This window comes from Amycolatopsis magusensis (assembly GCF_017875555.1).
GTDB classification, from domain to species: Bacteria; Actinomycetota; Actinomycetes; order Mycobacteriales; family Pseudonocardiaceae; genus Amycolatopsis; species Amycolatopsis magusensis.
The window spans coordinates 6,698,396-6,714,983 of sequence record NZ_JAGGMS010000001.1 but is presented as its reverse complement, the minus strand read 5'-3'; the positions used below and the strand labels follow the sequence as shown (position 1 = coordinate 6,714,983).

15 protein-coding genes are annotated in these 16,588 nt (G+C 72.4%); 6 read left to right on the top strand and 9 right to left on the bottom strand.

Annotated elements, in window-relative coordinates; genetic code table 11:
* Nucleotides 1-5: 5 nt before the first annotated feature.
* Nucleotides 6-608 (top strand): TetR/AcrR family transcriptional regulator, encoded by a 603-nt coding sequence (locus tag JOM49_RS29780; RefSeq protein WP_209667500.1) that lies wholly within the window; start codon nucleotides 6-8, stop codon nucleotides 606-608.
* On the opposite strand, the gene JOM49_RS29775 is transcribed toward JOM49_RS29780, so the two are convergent.
* The 8 genes from JOM49_RS29775 to JOM49_RS29740 form a co-directional block, all read right to left on the bottom strand.
* Complete coding sequence (locus JOM49_RS29775) at nucleotides 596-1,573, bottom strand: GlxA family transcriptional regulator (RefSeq protein ID WP_209667499.1); 978 nt, start codon at nucleotides 1,571-1,573, stop codon at nucleotides 596-598. The two genes, JOM49_RS29780 and JOM49_RS29775, sit on opposite strands and share 13 nt — an antisense overlap.
* Entirely contained in the window at nucleotides 1,563-2,387 is an 825-nt protein-coding gene (locus tag JOM49_RS29770) for an ABC transporter ATP-binding protein (protein WP_209667498.1), read from the bottom strand. The genes JOM49_RS29775 and JOM49_RS29770 overlap by 11 nt, the downstream gene beginning before the upstream one ends.
* Nucleotides 2,384-3,430: a FecCD family ABC transporter permease gene (locus tag JOM49_RS29765; RefSeq protein WP_209667497.1), complete on the bottom strand. Its 1,047-nt coding sequence runs from the start codon at nucleotides 3,428-3,430 to the stop codon at nucleotides 2,384-2,386. The genes JOM49_RS29770 and JOM49_RS29765 overlap by 4 nt, the downstream gene beginning before the upstream one ends.
* Nucleotides 3,427-4,398 carry an ABC transporter substrate-binding protein gene (locus JOM49_RS29760; RefSeq protein ID WP_209667496.1) on the bottom strand — a complete coding sequence of 324 codons (972 nt, stop codon included), beginning with the start codon at nucleotides 4,396-4,398 and terminating at the stop codon, nucleotides 3,427-3,429. Before JOM49_RS29760 ends, JOM49_RS29765 begins: the two co-directional genes overlap by 4 nt.
* The gene (locus JOM49_RS29755; protein WP_308158922.1) at nucleotides 4,395-4,982 is read right to left on the bottom strand and encodes a DJ-1/PfpI family protein; all 588 of its coding nucleotides are present in this window, start codon (nucleotides 4,980-4,982) and stop codon (nucleotides 4,395-4,397) included. Before JOM49_RS29755 ends, JOM49_RS29760 begins: the two co-directional genes overlap by 4 nt.
* A gap of 157 nt (nucleotides 4,983-5,139) precedes the next feature.
* A complete protein-coding gene (locus tag JOM49_RS29750; RefSeq protein WP_282768555.1) occupies nucleotides 5,140-5,460 on the bottom strand; it encodes an anti-sigma factor antagonist in 321 nt (106 codons plus the stop codon).
* 129 nt (nucleotides 5,461-5,589) lie between these two features.
* Nucleotides 5,590-5,931 (bottom strand): carboxymuconolactone decarboxylase family protein, encoded by a 342-nt coding sequence (locus JOM49_RS29745; protein ID WP_209667495.1) that lies wholly within the window; start codon nucleotides 5,929-5,931, stop codon nucleotides 5,590-5,592.
* Between the two features lie 56 nt (nucleotides 5,932-5,987).
* A complete protein-coding gene (locus JOM49_RS29740) occupies nucleotides 5,988-7,484 on the bottom strand; it encodes an MFS transporter (protein ID WP_209671750.1) in 1,497 nt (498 codons plus the stop codon).
* 175 nt (nucleotides 7,485-7,659) lie between these two features.
* Here JOM49_RS29740 and JOM49_RS29735 point away from each other — a divergent pair, with 175 nt between their 5' ends.
* Nucleotides 7,660-8,196 carry a putative immunity protein gene (locus JOM49_RS29735; RefSeq protein ID WP_209667494.1) on the top strand — a complete coding sequence of 179 codons (537 nt, stop codon included), beginning with the start codon at nucleotides 7,660-7,662 and terminating at the stop codon, nucleotides 8,194-8,196.
* Here JOM49_RS29735 and JOM49_RS29730 read toward each other — a convergent pair.
* On the bottom strand, nucleotides 8,193-8,423 hold the full coding sequence (locus JOM49_RS29730; RefSeq protein WP_209667493.1) for a hypothetical protein: 231 nt from the start codon (nucleotides 8,421-8,423) through the stop codon (nucleotides 8,193-8,195). The two genes, JOM49_RS29735 and JOM49_RS29730, sit on opposite strands and share 4 nt — an antisense overlap.
* A gap of 155 nt (nucleotides 8,424-8,578) precedes the next feature.
* Between JOM49_RS29730 and JOM49_RS29725 the strand changes: the two genes are divergently transcribed.
* The 4 genes from JOM49_RS29725 (at nucleotide 8,579) to gcl (ending at nucleotide 16,501) form a co-directional block, all read left to right on the top strand.
* Nucleotides 8,579-12,823 carry a cation-translocating P-type ATPase gene (locus tag JOM49_RS29725; RefSeq protein WP_308158921.1) on the top strand — a complete coding sequence of 1,415 codons (4,245 nt, stop codon included), beginning with the start codon at nucleotides 8,579-8,581 and terminating at the stop codon, nucleotides 12,821-12,823.
* A 190-nt stretch (nucleotides 12,824-13,013) separates the two neighbouring features.
* Nucleotides 13,014-13,796, top strand: coding sequence for a hydroxypyruvate isomerase family protein (locus tag JOM49_RS29720; protein WP_209667492.1), 783 nt, complete (start codon nucleotides 13,014-13,016; stop codon nucleotides 13,794-13,796).
* A gap of 28 nt (nucleotides 13,797-13,824) precedes the next feature.
* Nucleotides 13,825-14,703, top strand: a complete 879-nt coding sequence (locus JOM49_RS29715) for an NAD(P)-dependent oxidoreductase (protein WP_209667491.1) — start codon at nucleotides 13,825-13,827, stop codon at nucleotides 14,701-14,703.
* Nucleotides 14,704-14,731: 28 nt separating this feature from the next.
* Nucleotides 14,732-16,501, top strand: a complete 1,770-nt coding sequence (gene gcl / locus JOM49_RS29710; RefSeq protein ID WP_209667490.1) for a glyoxylate carboligase — start codon at nucleotides 14,732-14,734, stop codon at nucleotides 16,499-16,501.
* Nucleotides 16,502-16,588 lie beyond the last annotated feature (87 nt).

The following is a 16,588-nucleotide window of genomic DNA, read 5'->3' as shown; positions in this document are numbered from 1 at the left end:
GGCGCGTGCCCCGAGGTGTCGCGATTCCCGAGGTCCGGCAGCAACTGTTCGCCGCGGTCGAGCAGGTGGTGGTCCGCGACGGCCCCGGGAAGCTCAGCGGCCGGGCGATCACCGGCGAGGCCGGGGTGGCGACCGGCCTGCTGTACGCGCACTTCACCGACTTCGACGACTTCCTGGCCGCCTACGCCGTCGACCGCAGCTTCCTGATCTCCGCCGCCGCGGCCACGCTGCCCGAACGGGCGGGCACCGGCAGCGTCACCGCGAACCTCGGCGACGCCCTGCTCTCCACCCCGCCCACGACCCTGCTGACGCTGACCCGGCTCATCGCGTCCCGGCCGCGGTTGCCCGGTCTCGTCCGCGCGGTCCTCGGTGACCGGACGGCCGGGCTCGACGCCGTCGAGAAGGCGGTCGCCGCTTACCTGACCGAAGAACGGCGGCTCGGCAGGCTCGCCGCGGCCGCCGACCCCGCCGCGCTGGCGCTCGCGCTCGTCGGGGTGCTCCAGCGCGTCACCCTCACCGGCGCTCCCGAAGCCGAGGTCCGGGCCCGCGTGGAGTCGGTGATCACCACGCTGCTCACCTCGCTCGGTGGTGGCGTTCAGCCGCGCTGAGCCGCCGGGCGGAAGGCGTGCCGGTACCGCTGCGGGGTGGTCGCCAGGTCCTGCGCGAAGTGCGCCCGCAGCGCGTTGGCCGAGCCGTACCCGCTGCGTTCGGCGACCTGCGGGATCGGCAGGTCCGTGGTCTCGAGCAGCCGTCGCGCGAGGTGCAGGCGCTGCAGCCGCAGCCAGCGCGACGGGCTCATCCCGATCTGCTCCTGGAACCGCCGGGTCAGCGTCCGGACGCTGAGCGCGGCGTGCTGCGCGATCCCCGCCAGGGTGAGCGGTTCACCCGCGTTCTCCTGCATCCAGGCCAGTGTCGCGGCCAGGGAACCGTTGTCCGCCGGGGGTTCGCTGCCGGGGATGAACTGGGCCTGCCCGCCTTCGCGGATGGGCGCCATCACGACCACCCGTGAGGCGGTGGCGGCCACCGCGGCGCCGAAGTCGCGGGACACCAGGTGCAGGCACAGGTCCAGCCCGGCGGCGACCCCGGCCGAGGTGAAGATGCGGCCGTCGCCGATGAACAACGCCCTGGCGTCCACGGTGACGTCCGGGTAGCGCGAGGCCAGTTCGGCGGCGGTGGCCCAGTGCGTGGTGACGCGGCGGCCGTTCAGCAGCCCGGCGGCGGCGAGCACCAGCGCCCCGGTGCAGATCGAGACCACCCTGGCGCCGCGCTCGGCCGCCGCCCGCACGGTGTCCAGCAGTTCGCCGGGCACGCGGTAGGGCGCGGAGAGGCCGGGGACCAGCACGGTCCCGGCGTCTTCGGCGGCGCTGAGCGGATGCGGCACCTTGATGTCGAAGTAGGTCATGCCCCCGGCGGTGGCCGACACGGTCCGGCGCGACCCGCACACCAGCACGCGGTACGGGTGCGAGCCGTCGGCCAGCCGCACGGTGCCGAAGACCTGGCACGGGATGGACAGGTCGAACCCGACCACGCCGTCGGGCGCCAGCACCGCCACCCGGTGGGGATCAACCGGCATCGACGGACCGCCGCGCGCAACTCCAGTGACACGCCAGCCGCGGGCACACGCAAGCCGGGCGCAGCGCGAACCGCGGCCGGCCGGTCACCGGATCCGTGTCCACTGTGGACTCCACGCCGAACACCCCGCGCAGGGTGGGCTCGGTCAGCGTCCCGGCCGGGGTCCCGGCCGCGGCGACCCGGCCGCCGTGCAGCACGACCACCGCGTCGGCGTAGGTGGCGGCGATCTCCAGGCCGTGCAGCGCGGCCAGCACGGTGACCCCCAGCCCGCGCACCAGTTCCAGGAACTCCAGCTGGTGCCGGATGTCGAGGTGGTTGGTCGGCTCGTCGAGCACGAGCAGCTTCGGCCGCTGCGCCAGCGCCCTGGCCAGCAGCACCCGCTGCCGTTCCCCGCCGGACAGCTCGGCCAGCCGCCGGTGCGCGAACGACCGCAGCCCGGTGCGGTCCAGCACTTCGTCCACAATGGCCTGATCTGCCCGGCCGAAGCGGTCGAACGGCTTCAGGTGCGGGGTCCGGCCCTGTGCCACCGTCTCGGCGACGGTGAACTCGAAGCCGGCGTGCTGTTCCTGCAACAGCACACCGGTGCGGCGGGCGGCTTCGGCCGCCGAAAGGCGCCACACGTCGTCCCCGTCGAGCAGGATCCGGCCGCGATCCGGCCGTTGGGCCCGGAAAACGGTCCGCAGCAGGCTCGACTTGCCGCTGCCGTTGGGACCGAGCAACGCGGTGAACGAGCCTTCGGCCACGGCGAGCGACACGTCGTCGAGCACGCGTGCCGCGCCGAGCGAGAGGCCGACGCCGGTGAGCACCAGGCTCATGCCACTCCCTCCAGCCGCTGCCCGCGTCCGCGCATCACCAGCAGGAACAACGGCACCCCCAGGAACGCGGTGACCACGCCGATCGGCAGTTCGGCCGGCGCGATCACCAGCCGGGCCAGCACGTCGGACCAGACCAGGAAGACCGCGCCGAGGATGGCCGCGATGGGCAGCGCCCGGCGGTGGTCGGCCCCGACGACCATCCGGGCCAGGTGCCCGATGATCAGCCCGACGAACCCGATGCCGCCGGAGACCGCCACCACCGTGCCGGTGAGCAGCGTGGTCAGCATGAGCAGTTGCCACCGCAGGCGCGGGGCGGGCACGCCGAGCGCGGCGCAGGCGTCGTCGCCGAGGACCAGCACGTTGAGCCGCCGCGCCCGCGCCAGCAGCACGACGGTGGTCGCGGCCACCACCAGCGCGGGCACCGGCAGCGCCTGCCACTGCGTACCGGAAAGCCCGCCGAGCAGCCAGAAGATGATCTGCTGCTGGGCCGCGGCGTCGTTCGTGCTGGCCAGCAGGAACGAGGTGACCCCGCTGAACAGGTGCGCGCAGGCCACGCCGACCAGCACCAGGCGCAGCGGCTGCAGCCTGCCCCGCTGGCGGGCCAGCGCCAGGACGAGCACCATCGCCGCGGTCGCTCCGGCGAACGCCATCACCGGCACGGTCAGCGTGCCGAGCAGCGTGGCGCCGGAGGTGAGCACCAGCACCGCGCCGACCGAAGCCCCCGAGGACAGCCCGAGCAGGTGCGGATCGGCCACCGGGTTGCGCACCACGCTCTGCACCACGGCACCGGCGAGGGCGAGCCCGGCGCCGACCACCACGGCCAGCAGCACCCGCGGGAAGCGGAACTGCCAGATGACCACCTCGGCGGTGCCCGCGCCACCGGTGCCACCGGAGAGCCGGTGCGCCAGGATGCCTAGCACCTCCCCGGCGGGCACGCTGACCGGCCCGATGCCGGTCGCGACGAGCACGCTGCACACCAGCGCCACGCCCAGTGCGCCGAGCACCGCCGGGTAGCCGCGGGGGCGGGTCGCGGTGACGGTCACTTCGCCACCGGGTGCAGTCCGGCCGCGAGCTGTTCCAGGCCGTCGAGGTTGAGCGGGGTCGGGAAGCCGACCAGGTACTGCGAGCTGCTCAGGATCCGGCCTTGTTCCGCCGCGGTGGTGGTGGCCAGCAGCGGGTTGGCCTTGACCTGCGCCACCAGTTCGGGCCCGGTGGTACTGGCGAAGCTGAAGTCGCTGACCACCCAGATCACCTCGGGATCGGCCTCGACCACCTTCTCCGGCGACACGTCGGCGTGCATGGCGGTCACGTCGGCGAAGATGTTCGTGCCGCCGCCCAGGCGGATCAGCGCGTTGCCGATGGTGCCGCCGCCGAGCGATTTGACCGGCTGCCCGGCCACCGGGTTGTCGGCCAGCGCCAGCACCCGCGGCTTCGGCGCGGCGGCGGTCCGGTTCGCCACCGCGGTTTCGCGCGCCCGCAGTTCGCCGATGAGCCGCTCCGCCCGCTCGGGCACGCCGAACACGCGGCCGAGCTTGGTGAGGAAGTCGTAGGTCACCGAAAGGTCGCCCGCCTGCTGGGGCTGACAGGCCGCGATGCCCACCGCGCCCATGGTGGCGAGGTCGGCGTCCTTGGCCGTGCCGGGCGCGCCGCCGAAGCTGGAGAACGCGGTGACCACGGCGTCGGGGCTCTGGGCCGCGACGACCTCGGTGACCGGGATGCTCTTGGCCGCCAGCACCGGGATCTTCGCCAGTTCGCCGCGGAACGGCTCGCTTTCGGCGGTGAGCGGGCCGGTGAAGCCCACGCCGACGACGCGGTCGCCGAGCCCGAGCCGCACCAGCGACTGCGCCGCCCAGCCATCCAGCGCGACCACCCGGCGCGGGGGTTCGGGGATCGTGACGTCCTTGCCTTGGCAGTCCTGGACGGTGCTCGCCCCGGTCGGTGCCGTCGCGGGCGCGGTCGCGCAACTTGCGGCGCTCAGCAGGACGAGGGCCAGTGCGATCGCCCGCTTCACGCCGTACGCCGTTCGTATTCGAGCGCCTTCGCCACCGAGGTGGCGTACTCGGCGCCCGCGAATCGCTCCACCAGGTGCAGGCCCAGATCGAGGCCGGAGGTGATGCCGCCCGAGGTGACCAGGTCGCCGTCGTCGACCACGCGCTCGGCGCGGTACCGCCCGCCCGCGCGCTCCAGATCGGCCGCGGCCCGGTGATGCGTGGTGCACGGCCGTCCGCTGACCAGACCGGCCGCGGCGAGCAGGAACGCGCCCGTGCACACCGACGCGAACACCTGGTCCGGCCGTATCGCCGCCCGCAGTGCCTCCGGGAGCGCCCCGGACCGCAGTTCGGCGTGCACCCCGGCGCCGTCCTTGGCCGCGTACCCGCCGCCGGGGACCAGCAGCACGGTGGCGCCGTCCGGGGCCCACTTCGCCGTGGTGCCCAGCCGCAGGCCGCCCTGGGTGGTCACCCCGTCACCGTCGAGGGCCACCACCGCGGCCGAGATCCCGGCGCCCATCCGCTTCGCCAGGTCGAGCACCTCGTAGGGCGCCACCACGTCCAGGTCGTCGACGCCGTCGAAGACCAGCACATCCACTCGAGTCACGCCTGTAGATCCTCACCGAGGCCCGGCCGCCGGAGGAGTGGCCGGTGAGCCAACATCCACCCGTTTCCGGCCACGCCCCCGGGCACACCTGTCCCTGGAACTGTCGGCCGGGAGGCGGCCGGAGTTCCCGGGACTTCAGTGAAAACTCAGGGAAGGCTCAGGGCGCGTCCACGATGGTGAAGACCCGGTCGAGTCCGGTGAGGCGGATCGGGTTGAGCACCACCCGCGTGGTGCACACCAGCCGGAGCTGCTGGCCGTCGCGGTGGCACTGGCTGGCGATCTCCACCAGCGCGGCCAGGCCGGCCGAGTTCAGGAAGGTGACCTTCGTCAGGTCGACGACCAGGTCGAGGTCCTCCCCGGCCTCTCTCGCGGCGGTCACCGATTCCTTGAGTCTCGCCACGGTTCTGGTGTCGATCTCGCCTTCCACGGTGACGACGAGCTTGGCCGGGGTGTGCTTCCATCGCACCGCGAGACTCACGATCGCTCCTGTACCTCGATGACATCGGTCAACACCGAGGGTAACCGAGCTTAACCGTGCGGTGCCTGTTGTGTGACGACCGGACGGCTGGCCGGGCCCGCCGATCGTGAGGACCGGCGGGCCGGGTGCTCAGCGGGTCAGCGGCACGCGCTCGAAGTCCACCGGCACGTCGAGGGCCACGTTGAGGTAGTTGGTGAACACGTTCAGCGTCGCCAGCTTGAGCACGGCGTCGGTGCGCGGGTCGTCCGACCGGCCGCTCTGGGCGCCGGCCATCTCGCCCGCGGTGGCGCCGGCCTTCTTGCCGAGCAGGGTGTGCGCGGAAAGGCAGTAGTCGCAGCAGTTGCGGTCGGCCACCGCGCCGAACTGGGCCCACATGCTCGTCAGCGCGGCGGGGGAGTGTGCCACGGCGCGGAACATGTTCGGCACCAGGCCGAAGGCGCCCTTGCAGCGACGGGAAACTGTGCTGGTCACCGAAGAAGACCGCTCGGCCGCCGCCAGCGCCTTCGCGCGGGCGATGGAGGAAGAGACTAGGAATTGACCAGTTCGCGGTCCGGCTGCGGCCGGCGGCGCAGGGCGGTCATGCCGACCACGGCGAACGCCACCACGATGACCGCGCTGATCGCGGCGACCAGGTGCACGCCGCTGGTGAACGCCTCCCGGGCCCCGGCCAGCAGCGACTCCTGGCCGAGCGCGACCGCACCGGCGAGGCTCTCGCCCGCTTCGGCGGGGGTGCCCGCGGGGAAGTCGGTGCCGGAGCGGTAGACGGCCGTGCCGATGCTGCCGAAGACCGCGATCCCCATGGCGATGCCGAATTCCGCGGTGGTCTCCGACATGGCCGACGCCACGCCCGCCTTCCTGGGCGGCACCGAGCTGATCACCATCTCCGTGCACAGCACGCCCTGCGGGCCCATCCCGAACGCCGCCACCGCCATGCCGAGCACCACCAGCGGGAGCCCGTTGTCCACGCCGACCCGGGTGAACAGCAGGATCCCGCAGGCGGCGACCAGCATGCCGAAGCCGAGCACGAACTCCGGCCGGAACCGCCGGGCGAGCTTCGGCGCGAGCAGCGACCCGGCGACCACCGCACCGGCCTGCGGCAGGAGCGCGAAACCCGCCTGGACCGCCGAAAGCCCTTCGACCAGCTGCAGGTACTGGTTGACCAGCAGGAACACCCCGCCCATGGTGAGCGCGCCGACCAGCACGATGCTCAGCGCCGCGCTGAACTTGCGGTCGTGGAACAGAGTCAGGTCCAGCATGGGGTGCTCCAGCACCCGCTGCCGCCGCACGAACAGCACGCCGACCGCGACCCCGGCGGCCAGCGCGGCGAGGTTGCGCGGCTCCGGGCCGTCGTTGGCCAGTTCCTTCAGCGCGAAGACGATCGGCAGCACCGCGCCGAGCCACAGCGCGACGCTGAGCAGGTCCAGCCGTCCGGCCTGCTCGTCGCGGTACTCCGGCAGCAGCTTCGGCGCGGTGACGAGCAGCAGCACCATGACCGGGACGGCCATCAGGAACACCGTGCCCCAGTGCGCGAGCTCCAGCAGCACCCCGCCGACCACCGGGCCGATGACCATGCCACCCATGAAACAGCTCATCCACACCGCGATCGCCGTCCCGCGTTGCCGGGGGTCGGAGAACATGTTGCTGATCAGGGCCAGCGTGGAGGGCATCAGCGTGGCACCGGCGACGCCGAGCCCCGCGCGTGCCGCGATGAGCATCTCGGGGCTGGTGGCGAAGGCCGCGCCGATCGACGCCAGGCCGAACGCGGCCCCGCCGATCATCAGCAGCTTCCGCCTGCCGATCCGGTCGCCGAGCGTGCCCATGGTGACCAGGAACCCGGCGATCAGGAAGCCGTAGATGTCGATGATCCACAGCAGTTCGCTGCCGCTGGGGTGCAGATCGGCGGCCAGGTACGGCACCGCGAGGTGCAGCACGCTCATGTCCAGTGACAGGAGCAGCGTCGGCAGTGCCAGCACGGCCAGCCCGGTCCATTCCCGCCGTCCGGCCCGTGTGGTCTGGCTGTCCATCGTGCCCGTCCTCAGTTCGTCGCCCATACCGACTCGACGAACGGGACGGCCCGCAACCGACAGCGGGGGAGATCTTTTTTCCGCCCGGCCGGATCAGTTGAAGGTTCTCCCGCGCTGACCTGACGCTTCCGCGTGCGAAGTGCCAACCGGGCTTTCAACGATACGGTCGACCGGTATGACCGCGACCATCGAACTCAGCCTGGCCGAACTGCGTGAAGTCACCGGCTATGCCGTGGCCTGCGCGGCGCCCGCGCTGGCGATTTTCGAACGGGCACGTCCGGAGGACGACCGCCCACGCACCGCTATCGACGCCGCGCGGGCTTTCGCGGAGGGGGCGAAGCGAACCAAGTCGATCCGCGACAGCGCATGGGCGGCGCAACGGGCGTATCAGGAAACACGCGACGCGGGCCAGGCCGCGGCGAGCGAAGCCGCACGAGCGGCCCTCGCCGCGGCCAGCGCCGCTTTCCTGCACCCACTGGCGAAAGCGACCCAGGTCGTGCACATCCTCGGCTCCGCCGCCCACGCCGCGCGAGCCTTCGAACTCGACTCGGGCGACGACTCCGGCGCCGACCACCTCGTCAAAGCCCAAAACCTGGCCAATCCGATCGTGGTCACCGTCCTCATGCGATACCCGAACGCTCCGAGCGGGCGCGGCCGGGTCGGTGAACTGCTGCGAACACTCGACAGTTCGCTGCGGCACCCAGCGACCTAGTCGGCCGGCCCGCGCAGCGTCAGGACGACACGCAGCACGTGCTCGACCGCGGACGGGAACACGGCCCCACGCAACTCGCCGCGTGCGGCGAGGGTGTGGCCGGCGAAGTCCAGCATCTGCTCTTCGCCCAGCCGGCGAACCAGGAGAGCGGCGATTTCTTCGAGGTCGAGGTCGGGGTAGTCCAAGCGCGTCAGCGCGAATTCGACGATCAGTTGCTCGTCCGTCACCCCGCCCAGCTTAGTCGCGGTGAGCCTGTCAGGCGTATAACGTCCTATTCAGCGTGGCTTCGAAGCAGTTGTTCACCCGGTCGGGGTGCGCTCGTTTGGCGCCCAACCCGCTGGGGAACGCCGCAGCCTGTCCTGGTCGGCTGGTGGAGGTGGGCGTGCTCAAGGGTTTGCTGGGGGTATCGAAGACCGGGATGATCCTCGCGCTGACCGGGCCGATCCTGGTGACGCGGCAGGCGAAGAAGGCCGTCGGCGCGATCCGCCCGCTGGTCGGCGAGCTGACGGCGGGCGCGACCGGGACCGCCACCGAGGTGGCCGGGATGACCACCCGCACCACCGTGCGGACGGCGCGCGTCGTGCGCAACGCCGCGGGTCCGCGCACGGCGGTGTGGCGTGCGGGACGGCGCCTGCACGTGCCGCTGCGGCCGAGCGAGCACGCCACCGGTCCCGACGGGCACGCCTTCGCCGACGAGGTCGCCGAGCACGAGGACGTAGTCGCGGCATACTGGGACGGCGGGCTGGGCAGCGTGGTCATCTACCTCGTCGAGGACACCGGCCACGGCAGCGTTCTCGACTGGATCCACGAACACTGCGAGCGCCACGAACTGGTCCCGGCCGAGCCGGGAGACTGCGCCCCGGCGCATCCCGGCGACACCTACGGCGTGCGGACGGCGGCCTTGGCGCTGGGGATGGACATCGCCGGGCTGGCCGTGTCGGTGGGGTCGCGTGCGGTGCGCACCGGCCGGGTGCACGAAGGATTGCGGGCGGCGGTGTCCGCGGCCAGGGAACACCCGGCCGTCCGCGCGGCGCTGGATGAACGATTCGGCTGGTACACGGCGGAACTGACGAGGTCCGGGGTGTCCGCGGCGGTGCGGGGCCTGAGCCAGGACCCGGTCGAGCTGGCCTTGGACGCGCTCCTGCGCACGGGACAACTCGCCGAGGCGATCGCCCGCCTCGCCGCGTTCGACGCCGTGCACGACGAGTTCTGCTCCCCGGAACGGCCCAGCCTCGGCGTGACGCCACCGCCGCGGCGGGTCCGGGCGCCCATGGAGGACTACGCGCAGAACGCGGTCGGCGGCGGGTTGCTGGCGGCCCTGGTCGATCTGGTGGTGCGCCGCAACGTCCGGGAGGCCGCGCAGGCGATGCTCGCGGCGTCCCCGATGCCCGCCCGGTACGCCGACACCGCCTTCCACACGGCGATGGGTACCGCGTTCGCCCGTGAAGGGGTGCTCGTCCGCGACCCGGACCGGCTCAAGGCACTGGACACCGTGGACACCGTGGTGCTGCAGGTCGACGCGCTGCACGGGGAAGACGGGCTGGACCCGCACGCCGAAGCCGTGCTGGACGCGGCACGGCGGGCCGAGGCGCGGGTGGTCATCGCGGGCCGCGACGCCCGCGAACGGCTGGGTGAGTTCGCCACACTCGCGGACGACGTCGTGACGACCGGCGCCGGTGAGACGTTCGCGGACCTGGTGACGCGGTTGCAGGACGAGGGCCGGGTCGTGCTCACCGCCGGCCGTCCGGCCCCGCGCTGCGTGCCGAGTTCCGAGGACGTGGTGGGGCTGCTCGCCGGCGACCTCTGCGTCGCGCTCGCCGACCGGGACGCCCCGGTGCTGTGGGGCGCGGACCTGATCGTCCCCCGCGGTCTGCCCGGTGTGTGGCGGGTGCTGCGGATGGCGGCCGCCGCCCGGGCGAACAGCAGGCGCGCGACCCGGGTGGCCACCGCGGGTGCCCTGATCGGCGGGCTGCTGCTGATGTCCCGCCGCCGCCGAGGTGGTCGCGGGCGCCTGGATCCGGTCACCCTCGGCGGGCTGACCGGGATGACGATGGGCTGGCTGACCGCGCTGCGGGTGGCCGCGGCCCGGCTGCCCGCCGGACGGGCCCGGGTGGCCTGGCACGAACTCACCGCCGACGAGGTGGTCCAGCGGCTTTCCGCCCGCACGGGCACACCGACACCGTGGGACCTGACCGTCCGCCGGGTGCGTTCGGTGGCCGAAGCGGCGGCCCGGCATCCGGCGGCGGCCCCGGTGCGTTTCGGGACGGGATGGGCCACGGATGTCGTCGCCGAGCTGAACGATCCGCTGACCCCGGTGCTGGCGCTGGGTGCGGCGGCCTCCGCCGTGGTCGGCTCGCCGGTGGACGCGCTGCTGGTGGGCGCGGCGATGGGACTCAACGCCGTGGTGGGTGGCACCCAGCAGTTCCGCGGCCACCGCGCGCTGGCCAAGTTGCAGGAGGGGGAGCGGCAGCGGGCGCGCAAGGTCGGCGACGGCGTGGTCGACGCGCGGGCGCTGAAACCCGGCGACCGGATCGAACTGCGGGTCGGCGACGTCGTCCCCGCCGACGCGCGCCTGCTCACCGCCGCCGATCTCGAGGTCGACGAATCGGCGCTGACCGGGGAGTCGCTGCCGGTCGCGAAGCAGCTCGACCCGGTGCCGGGGGCGCCGCTGGCCGAGCGCAGCTGCCTGGTTTTCGCCGGTACCACGGTGGTCACCGGCGAATGCACGGCCGTGGTCGTGGCCGTCGACGCCGAAACGGTAGCCGGGCGGGCGGTCGAGCTGGCCACCCGGACCGCGGCCGCGGTCGGCATCCAGGCCCGGCTGCAGGACCTCACCCGTCGCGCCCTGCCGCTGACGATGCTCGGCGGTGCCCTGGTCACCGGGTTGTCCGCGATCCGCGGCCGCCCGATGCGCCGCGCGCTCGCCGGTGGGGTGGCGATCGCGGTCGCCGCGGTGCCCGAGGGCCTGCCGCTGGTCGCCACGGTGGCGCAACGGGCGGCGGCCAGGCGGTTGTCCGACCGGGGCATCCTCGTGCGTGCGCCGCGGGCGCTGGAAGCGTTGGGGCGCCTGGATGTCGTCTGCTTCGACAAGACCGGCACGCTGACCGAGAACAAGCTGCGGGTGGTCGCCACGACCGGGCCCGACGGCGAACGGCGGGAACCCGGCGAAGACGATCCGGTGCTGCGGGCCGCGGCCAGGGCGTGCCCCGGCTCGCTCGACGATCCGCACGTCCGGGTGCACGCCACCGACCACGCCGTGCTGGACTCGGCAGGCCCGGATCCCGGCTGGTCCGAAGTGGACGGACAGCCGTTCGAGGCGAACCGCGGCTTCTCGGCCGCGGTCGGCCGGGACCGGGCCGGCGAAACGACGCTGGTCGTCAAGGGCGCCCCGGAGGTCGTCCTGCCCGCGTGCGCCGGGTCGGAAGAACTGGCCAAGGCCGGGGAAGCGTTGGCACACAAGGGATTGCGTGTGCTGGCGGTGGCGGCGCGGAAGGTCGGGGAAGAGGCCGCGAACGTGCTCGACGATGACAGCGTGCTGTCGGATCTGGAGTTCCTCGGTTTCGTCGGGCTGGCCGACAGCCTGCGGGCCACCGCCGAGCCGCTGGTCAGCGGGCTCCGCTCGGCCGGGGTCGCCCCGGTGATGCTCACCGGCGACCACCCCGACACCGCGCTCGCCATCGCGACGTCGCTCGGCTGGCCCGCCGACACCCCGGTCATCACCGGGCACGAACTCGCCGAACTCGACCGCGACGGCCGCGCGCGGCTGCTGGCCGACGCCGGGGTGATCGCCCGGGTCGCGCCGGAACAGAAGCTCCAGGTCGTCGAGGCGCTGCGCGAGGCGGGGCGGGTGACCGCGATGGTCGGCGACGGCGCGAACGACGCGGCGGCCATCCGGGCAGCGGATGTCGGCATCGGCGTGCGAGCCCGGTCCTCGACCGCCGCGCGCACCGCGGCGGACATCGCGTTGACCGACGAGGACCTGACCGTCCTGCTGGAGGCGGTGGCGGAAGGCCGCGCGCTGTGGCGCAGCGTTTCCGACGCGGTGGTCATCCTGGTCGGCGGAAACGCCGGGGAGATCGGCTTTGCGGTGCTGGGCACGCTGCTTTCCGGAGACTCACCGTTGGGGACCCGGCAACTGCTGCTGGTCAACCTGCTGACCGACCTGTTCCCGGCGATGGCGGTGGCGGTCACCCGCCCGGACGAGAACGGCACCGGCGGCGACGGTCCGGCCGGTCTCGGTGAGCGGCTGTCGAGCGACATCACCGCCCGCGGCGTGACCACCGGGGTCGGGGCGACGACGGCGTGGCTGATCGGCCGGTTCACCCCGGGTTCCGTGCGGCGCACCAGCACCATGGCGCTGTGCGGGCTGGTCGGCACCCAGCTGGTGCAGACCCTGCGCGGGCGGCGGCGCAGTCCACTGGTGGTCGGCACCGCGGTCGGTTCGGCGCTGGCGCTGGCCGCGATCGTGCAAACGCCTGGGGTCAGCCAGTTCTTCGGGTGCACCCCGCTCGGTCCGCTCGCCTGGGCCGGGGTCGGTGCGGGCGTCACGACCGGGGCCGCGACCTCCCTGCTGCCGATCTGGCGGCCGTCCGCGGACTCGGCCGATGACCAGGGCGATGGTGGCTGACGCGGCCTGATCGACGACGGTACTTCCCTCGGCCGGCGCGCTGGTCCGCGCGCAGGAGATTCCGCCGAGGGCCTCGACGTGCGCTGAAGCGGCGGCTACTATTTCGCTAGGCAGTATAAGTATTCCACCATGCGAAATCAAGCGTTGTTTCTCGTTGCCGTCCGAGGTCTCGGCTGAAGGGGATGTACCGATGAAGCACGGGTTGTCCTACACCGTGAACTGCTCGATCCTGCTCACCGAGCTGCCCCTGCTGGAACGTCCGGCGGCGGCCAGGTCCGCCGGGTTCGACGCGGTCGAGTTCTGGTGGCCGTTCGCCGAGGCGGTCCCGGCGGACGCCGAGGTCGAGGCCTTCGTCAAGGCGATCGAGGACGCCGGGGTGCGGCTCACCGGCCTGAACCTCGCCGCCGGGGACATGCCCGCCGGGGATCGTGGTCTCGTTTCGTGGCCTGGCCGGGAAAAAGAGCTGCGGGACAACCTCGACGTGGTGGCCGGGATCGGCGAGCGGCTCGGCTGCCGCACGTTCAACGCCCTGTACGGCAACCGGGTCGACGGGGCGGCGCCGGAACTCCAGGACGAGCTCGCCGTGGCGAACCTCGTGCACGCGGCGAAGGTGGTCGGTGCCATCGGCGGCCGGATCGTGGTCGAACCGGTGAGCGGGATCGACGCGTACCCGCTCAAAACCGCGGGCGACGCCGTCGAGGTGATCGACCAGGTCGCCGCCGACAACGTGCTGCTGCTCGCGGATTTCTACCACTTGGCGGTCAACGGCGACGACGTCCCGGCGGTGATCTCCGCGCACGCCCAGCGGATCGGTCACGTGCAGATCGCGGACGCGCCGGGCCGTGGCGCGCCGGGCACCGGTGAACTGCCGCTGGACGACTGGCTCGGCGCGCTCGAAGCCGCGGGCTATGCGGGGCTCGTCGGCCTGGAGTACAAGGCCGACGGCGACCCGTTCGCCTGGTTGCGGCGCTGACTGTCCACAAAGGTCTGGAAGGAGAGGCATGAGCGAGCAGCGCACGGTCGCGGTGATCGGCCTCGGCATCATGGGCGGCCCGATGGCCGCCAACCTGGTCAGGGCCGGGCACGACGTGATCGGTTACAACCGGAGCAGGGAGAAGGTCGACGCGCTCGTCGCGCAGGGTGGCCGTGGCGCCGGGAGCGTGGCCGAGGCGGTGACCGGCGCCGACGTGGTGCTTACCATGCTGCCCGACTCGCCGGATGTGGAAGGCGTGGCCGGGGACCTCCTCGCGAACGCCCGTCCTGGCGCCCTGTGGATCGACGCGAGCACCATCCGACCCGACGTCGCGGCCCGGCTCAACGGGGCCGCCACCGAACGCGGGATCCGGATGGTCGACGCACCGGTGTCCGGCGGGGAGGCGGGAGCCGTCGAAGGCAGCCTGTCGATCATGGTCGGCGGCACCGCGGAGGACGTCGAGGCCGCGCGGCCCGTGCTCGACGCGGTCGGCTCGACCATCGTCCACGTGGGACCTGCCGGTTCGGGCCAGACCGTCAAGGCCGCCAACCAGCTGATCGTGGCGGGCACCATCCAATTGGTCGCGGAGGCGCTGGTCTTCCTCGACGCGCACGGGGTCGACGCCGAGGCGGCGGTCGAGGTGCTGGCCGGTGGGCTGGCGGGCAACCGGATCCTCGACCGCAAGGCCGCCGGGATGATCGCCGGCGACTACACCCCGGGTTTCCGGGTCGACCTGCACCACAAGGACCTCGGCATCGTGACCTCGGCCGCGCGTGAAGCCGGGGTGGCCATCCCGCTCGGCGCGGTGGTGGCCCAGCTGATGGGCGCCCTGCGTGCCCGCGGCCACGGCTCGCTCGACCACTCGGCGCTGCGGTTGCTCGTCGAAGAACTGTCCGGCCTCAAGTGATCCCGTCCGTCCCAAGAGGAGAGACGCCATGGCACGCATGCGAGCCGTCGACGCCGCCGTCCTGATCCTGGAGCGGGAGGGCGCCACCCAGGCGTTCGGCCTGCCCGGTGCGGCCATCAACCCGTTCTACTCCGCGATGCGCGACCACGGCGGGATCCGGCACGTGCTGGCGCGCCACGTCGAAGGCGCGGCGCACATGGCCGAGGGCTACACCCGGGCGCGGGCGGGCAACATCGGCATCTGCGTCGGGACGTCCGGGCCCGCGGGCACCGACATGATCACCGGGCTGTACTCGGCGTGGGCCGATTCCACGCCGATCCTGTGCATCACCGGCCAGGCGCCGGTGGCCAAACTGCACAAGGAGGACTTCCAGGCGGTCGACATCGCCTCGATCGCCGCGACGGTCACCAAGGCGGCCACCACGGTGCTCGAGCCCGCGCAGGTGCCCGGCACCTTCCAGCAGGCGTTCCACCTGATGCGGTCCGGGCGGCCGGGCCCGGTGCTGGTCGACCTGCCGCTCGACGTCCAGCTCGCCGAGATCGAGTTCGACATCGACACCTACGAGCCGCTGCCGGTGCACAAACCGGTCGCCACGCGGGCACAGGCCGAGAAGATCCTGGACCTGCTGGTCACCGCGGAGCGCCCGCTGATCGTCGCGGGCGGCGGGATCATCAACGCCGACGCCTGCGAGGAACTGGTCGAACTGGCCGAACTGCTCGACGTGCCGGTGATCCCGACGCTGATGGGCTGGGGCTCGATCCCGGACGACCACCGCCTGATGGCGGGCATGGCCGGACTCCAGACGGCGCACCGCTACGGCAACGCGACCATGCTGGCCTCGGATTTCGTGCTGGGCATCGGGAATCGCTGGGCCAACCGGCACACCGGTGGTCTGGACACCTACACCGCCGGGCGGCGGTTCGTGCACGTGGACATCGAGCCGACGCAGATCGGGCGCGTGTTCGCGCCGGACTACGGTGTGGTGTCGGACGCCAAGGCGGCTCTGCGGCAACTCGTGGCAGTGGCACGTGAGCGCCGAGCGGCCGGAACCCTGCCGTCGTGGGCCGACTGGGTCGGTGCCTGCGGTGACCGCAAGCGCACCCTGCACCGCCGCAACGACTTCGGTGACGTGCCGATCAAACCGCAGCGGGTGTACCGCGAAATGAACGCCGTGTTCGGGCGCGACGTGCGGTATGTGTCGACGATCGGGCTCTCGCAGATCGCCGGTGGACAGTTCCTGCGCGTCTACCACCCGCGGCACTGGATCAACTGCGGGCAGGCCGGGCCGCTGGGGTGGACGGTGCCCGCCACGCTCGGCGTGTGCGTCGCCGAACCGGACGCCACCGTGGTCGCCCTGTCCGGGGATTACGACTTCCAGTTCATGATCGAGGAACTGGCGGTGGGGGCGCAGTTCAACCTGCCCTACATCCACGTGCTGGTGAACAATTCCTATCTGGGATTGATCCGCCAGGCGCAGCGCGCGTTCGACATGGATTATCACGTGGACCTCGCCTTCGACAACATCAACTCGCCGGAGCTGGGCGGGTACGGGGTGGACCACGTGAAGGTCGCGGAAGGCTTGGGATGCAAGGCCATCCGGGTGCACGAGCCGGAGCTCATCGCGGATGCCTTCGAGGAAGCGGCGAAGTTGATGGCTGAGCATCGGGTGCCTGTGGTGGTGGAGATCATCCTGGAGCGGGTGACGAATATCGCTATGGGGCAGGATCTGGATGGAATTGTGGAGTTCGAGGAATTGGGGGAGGGGGTGGAGGCTCCGCAGCCGGTGGGGTTGGACTGATGGGCTGCTCTTGCCATCCCGGTTTTTCAGTGTGACTACGGCGGGGATTACTTTGTCAAGGCTGGGAAGCGTGCCTTGACAAAGTAA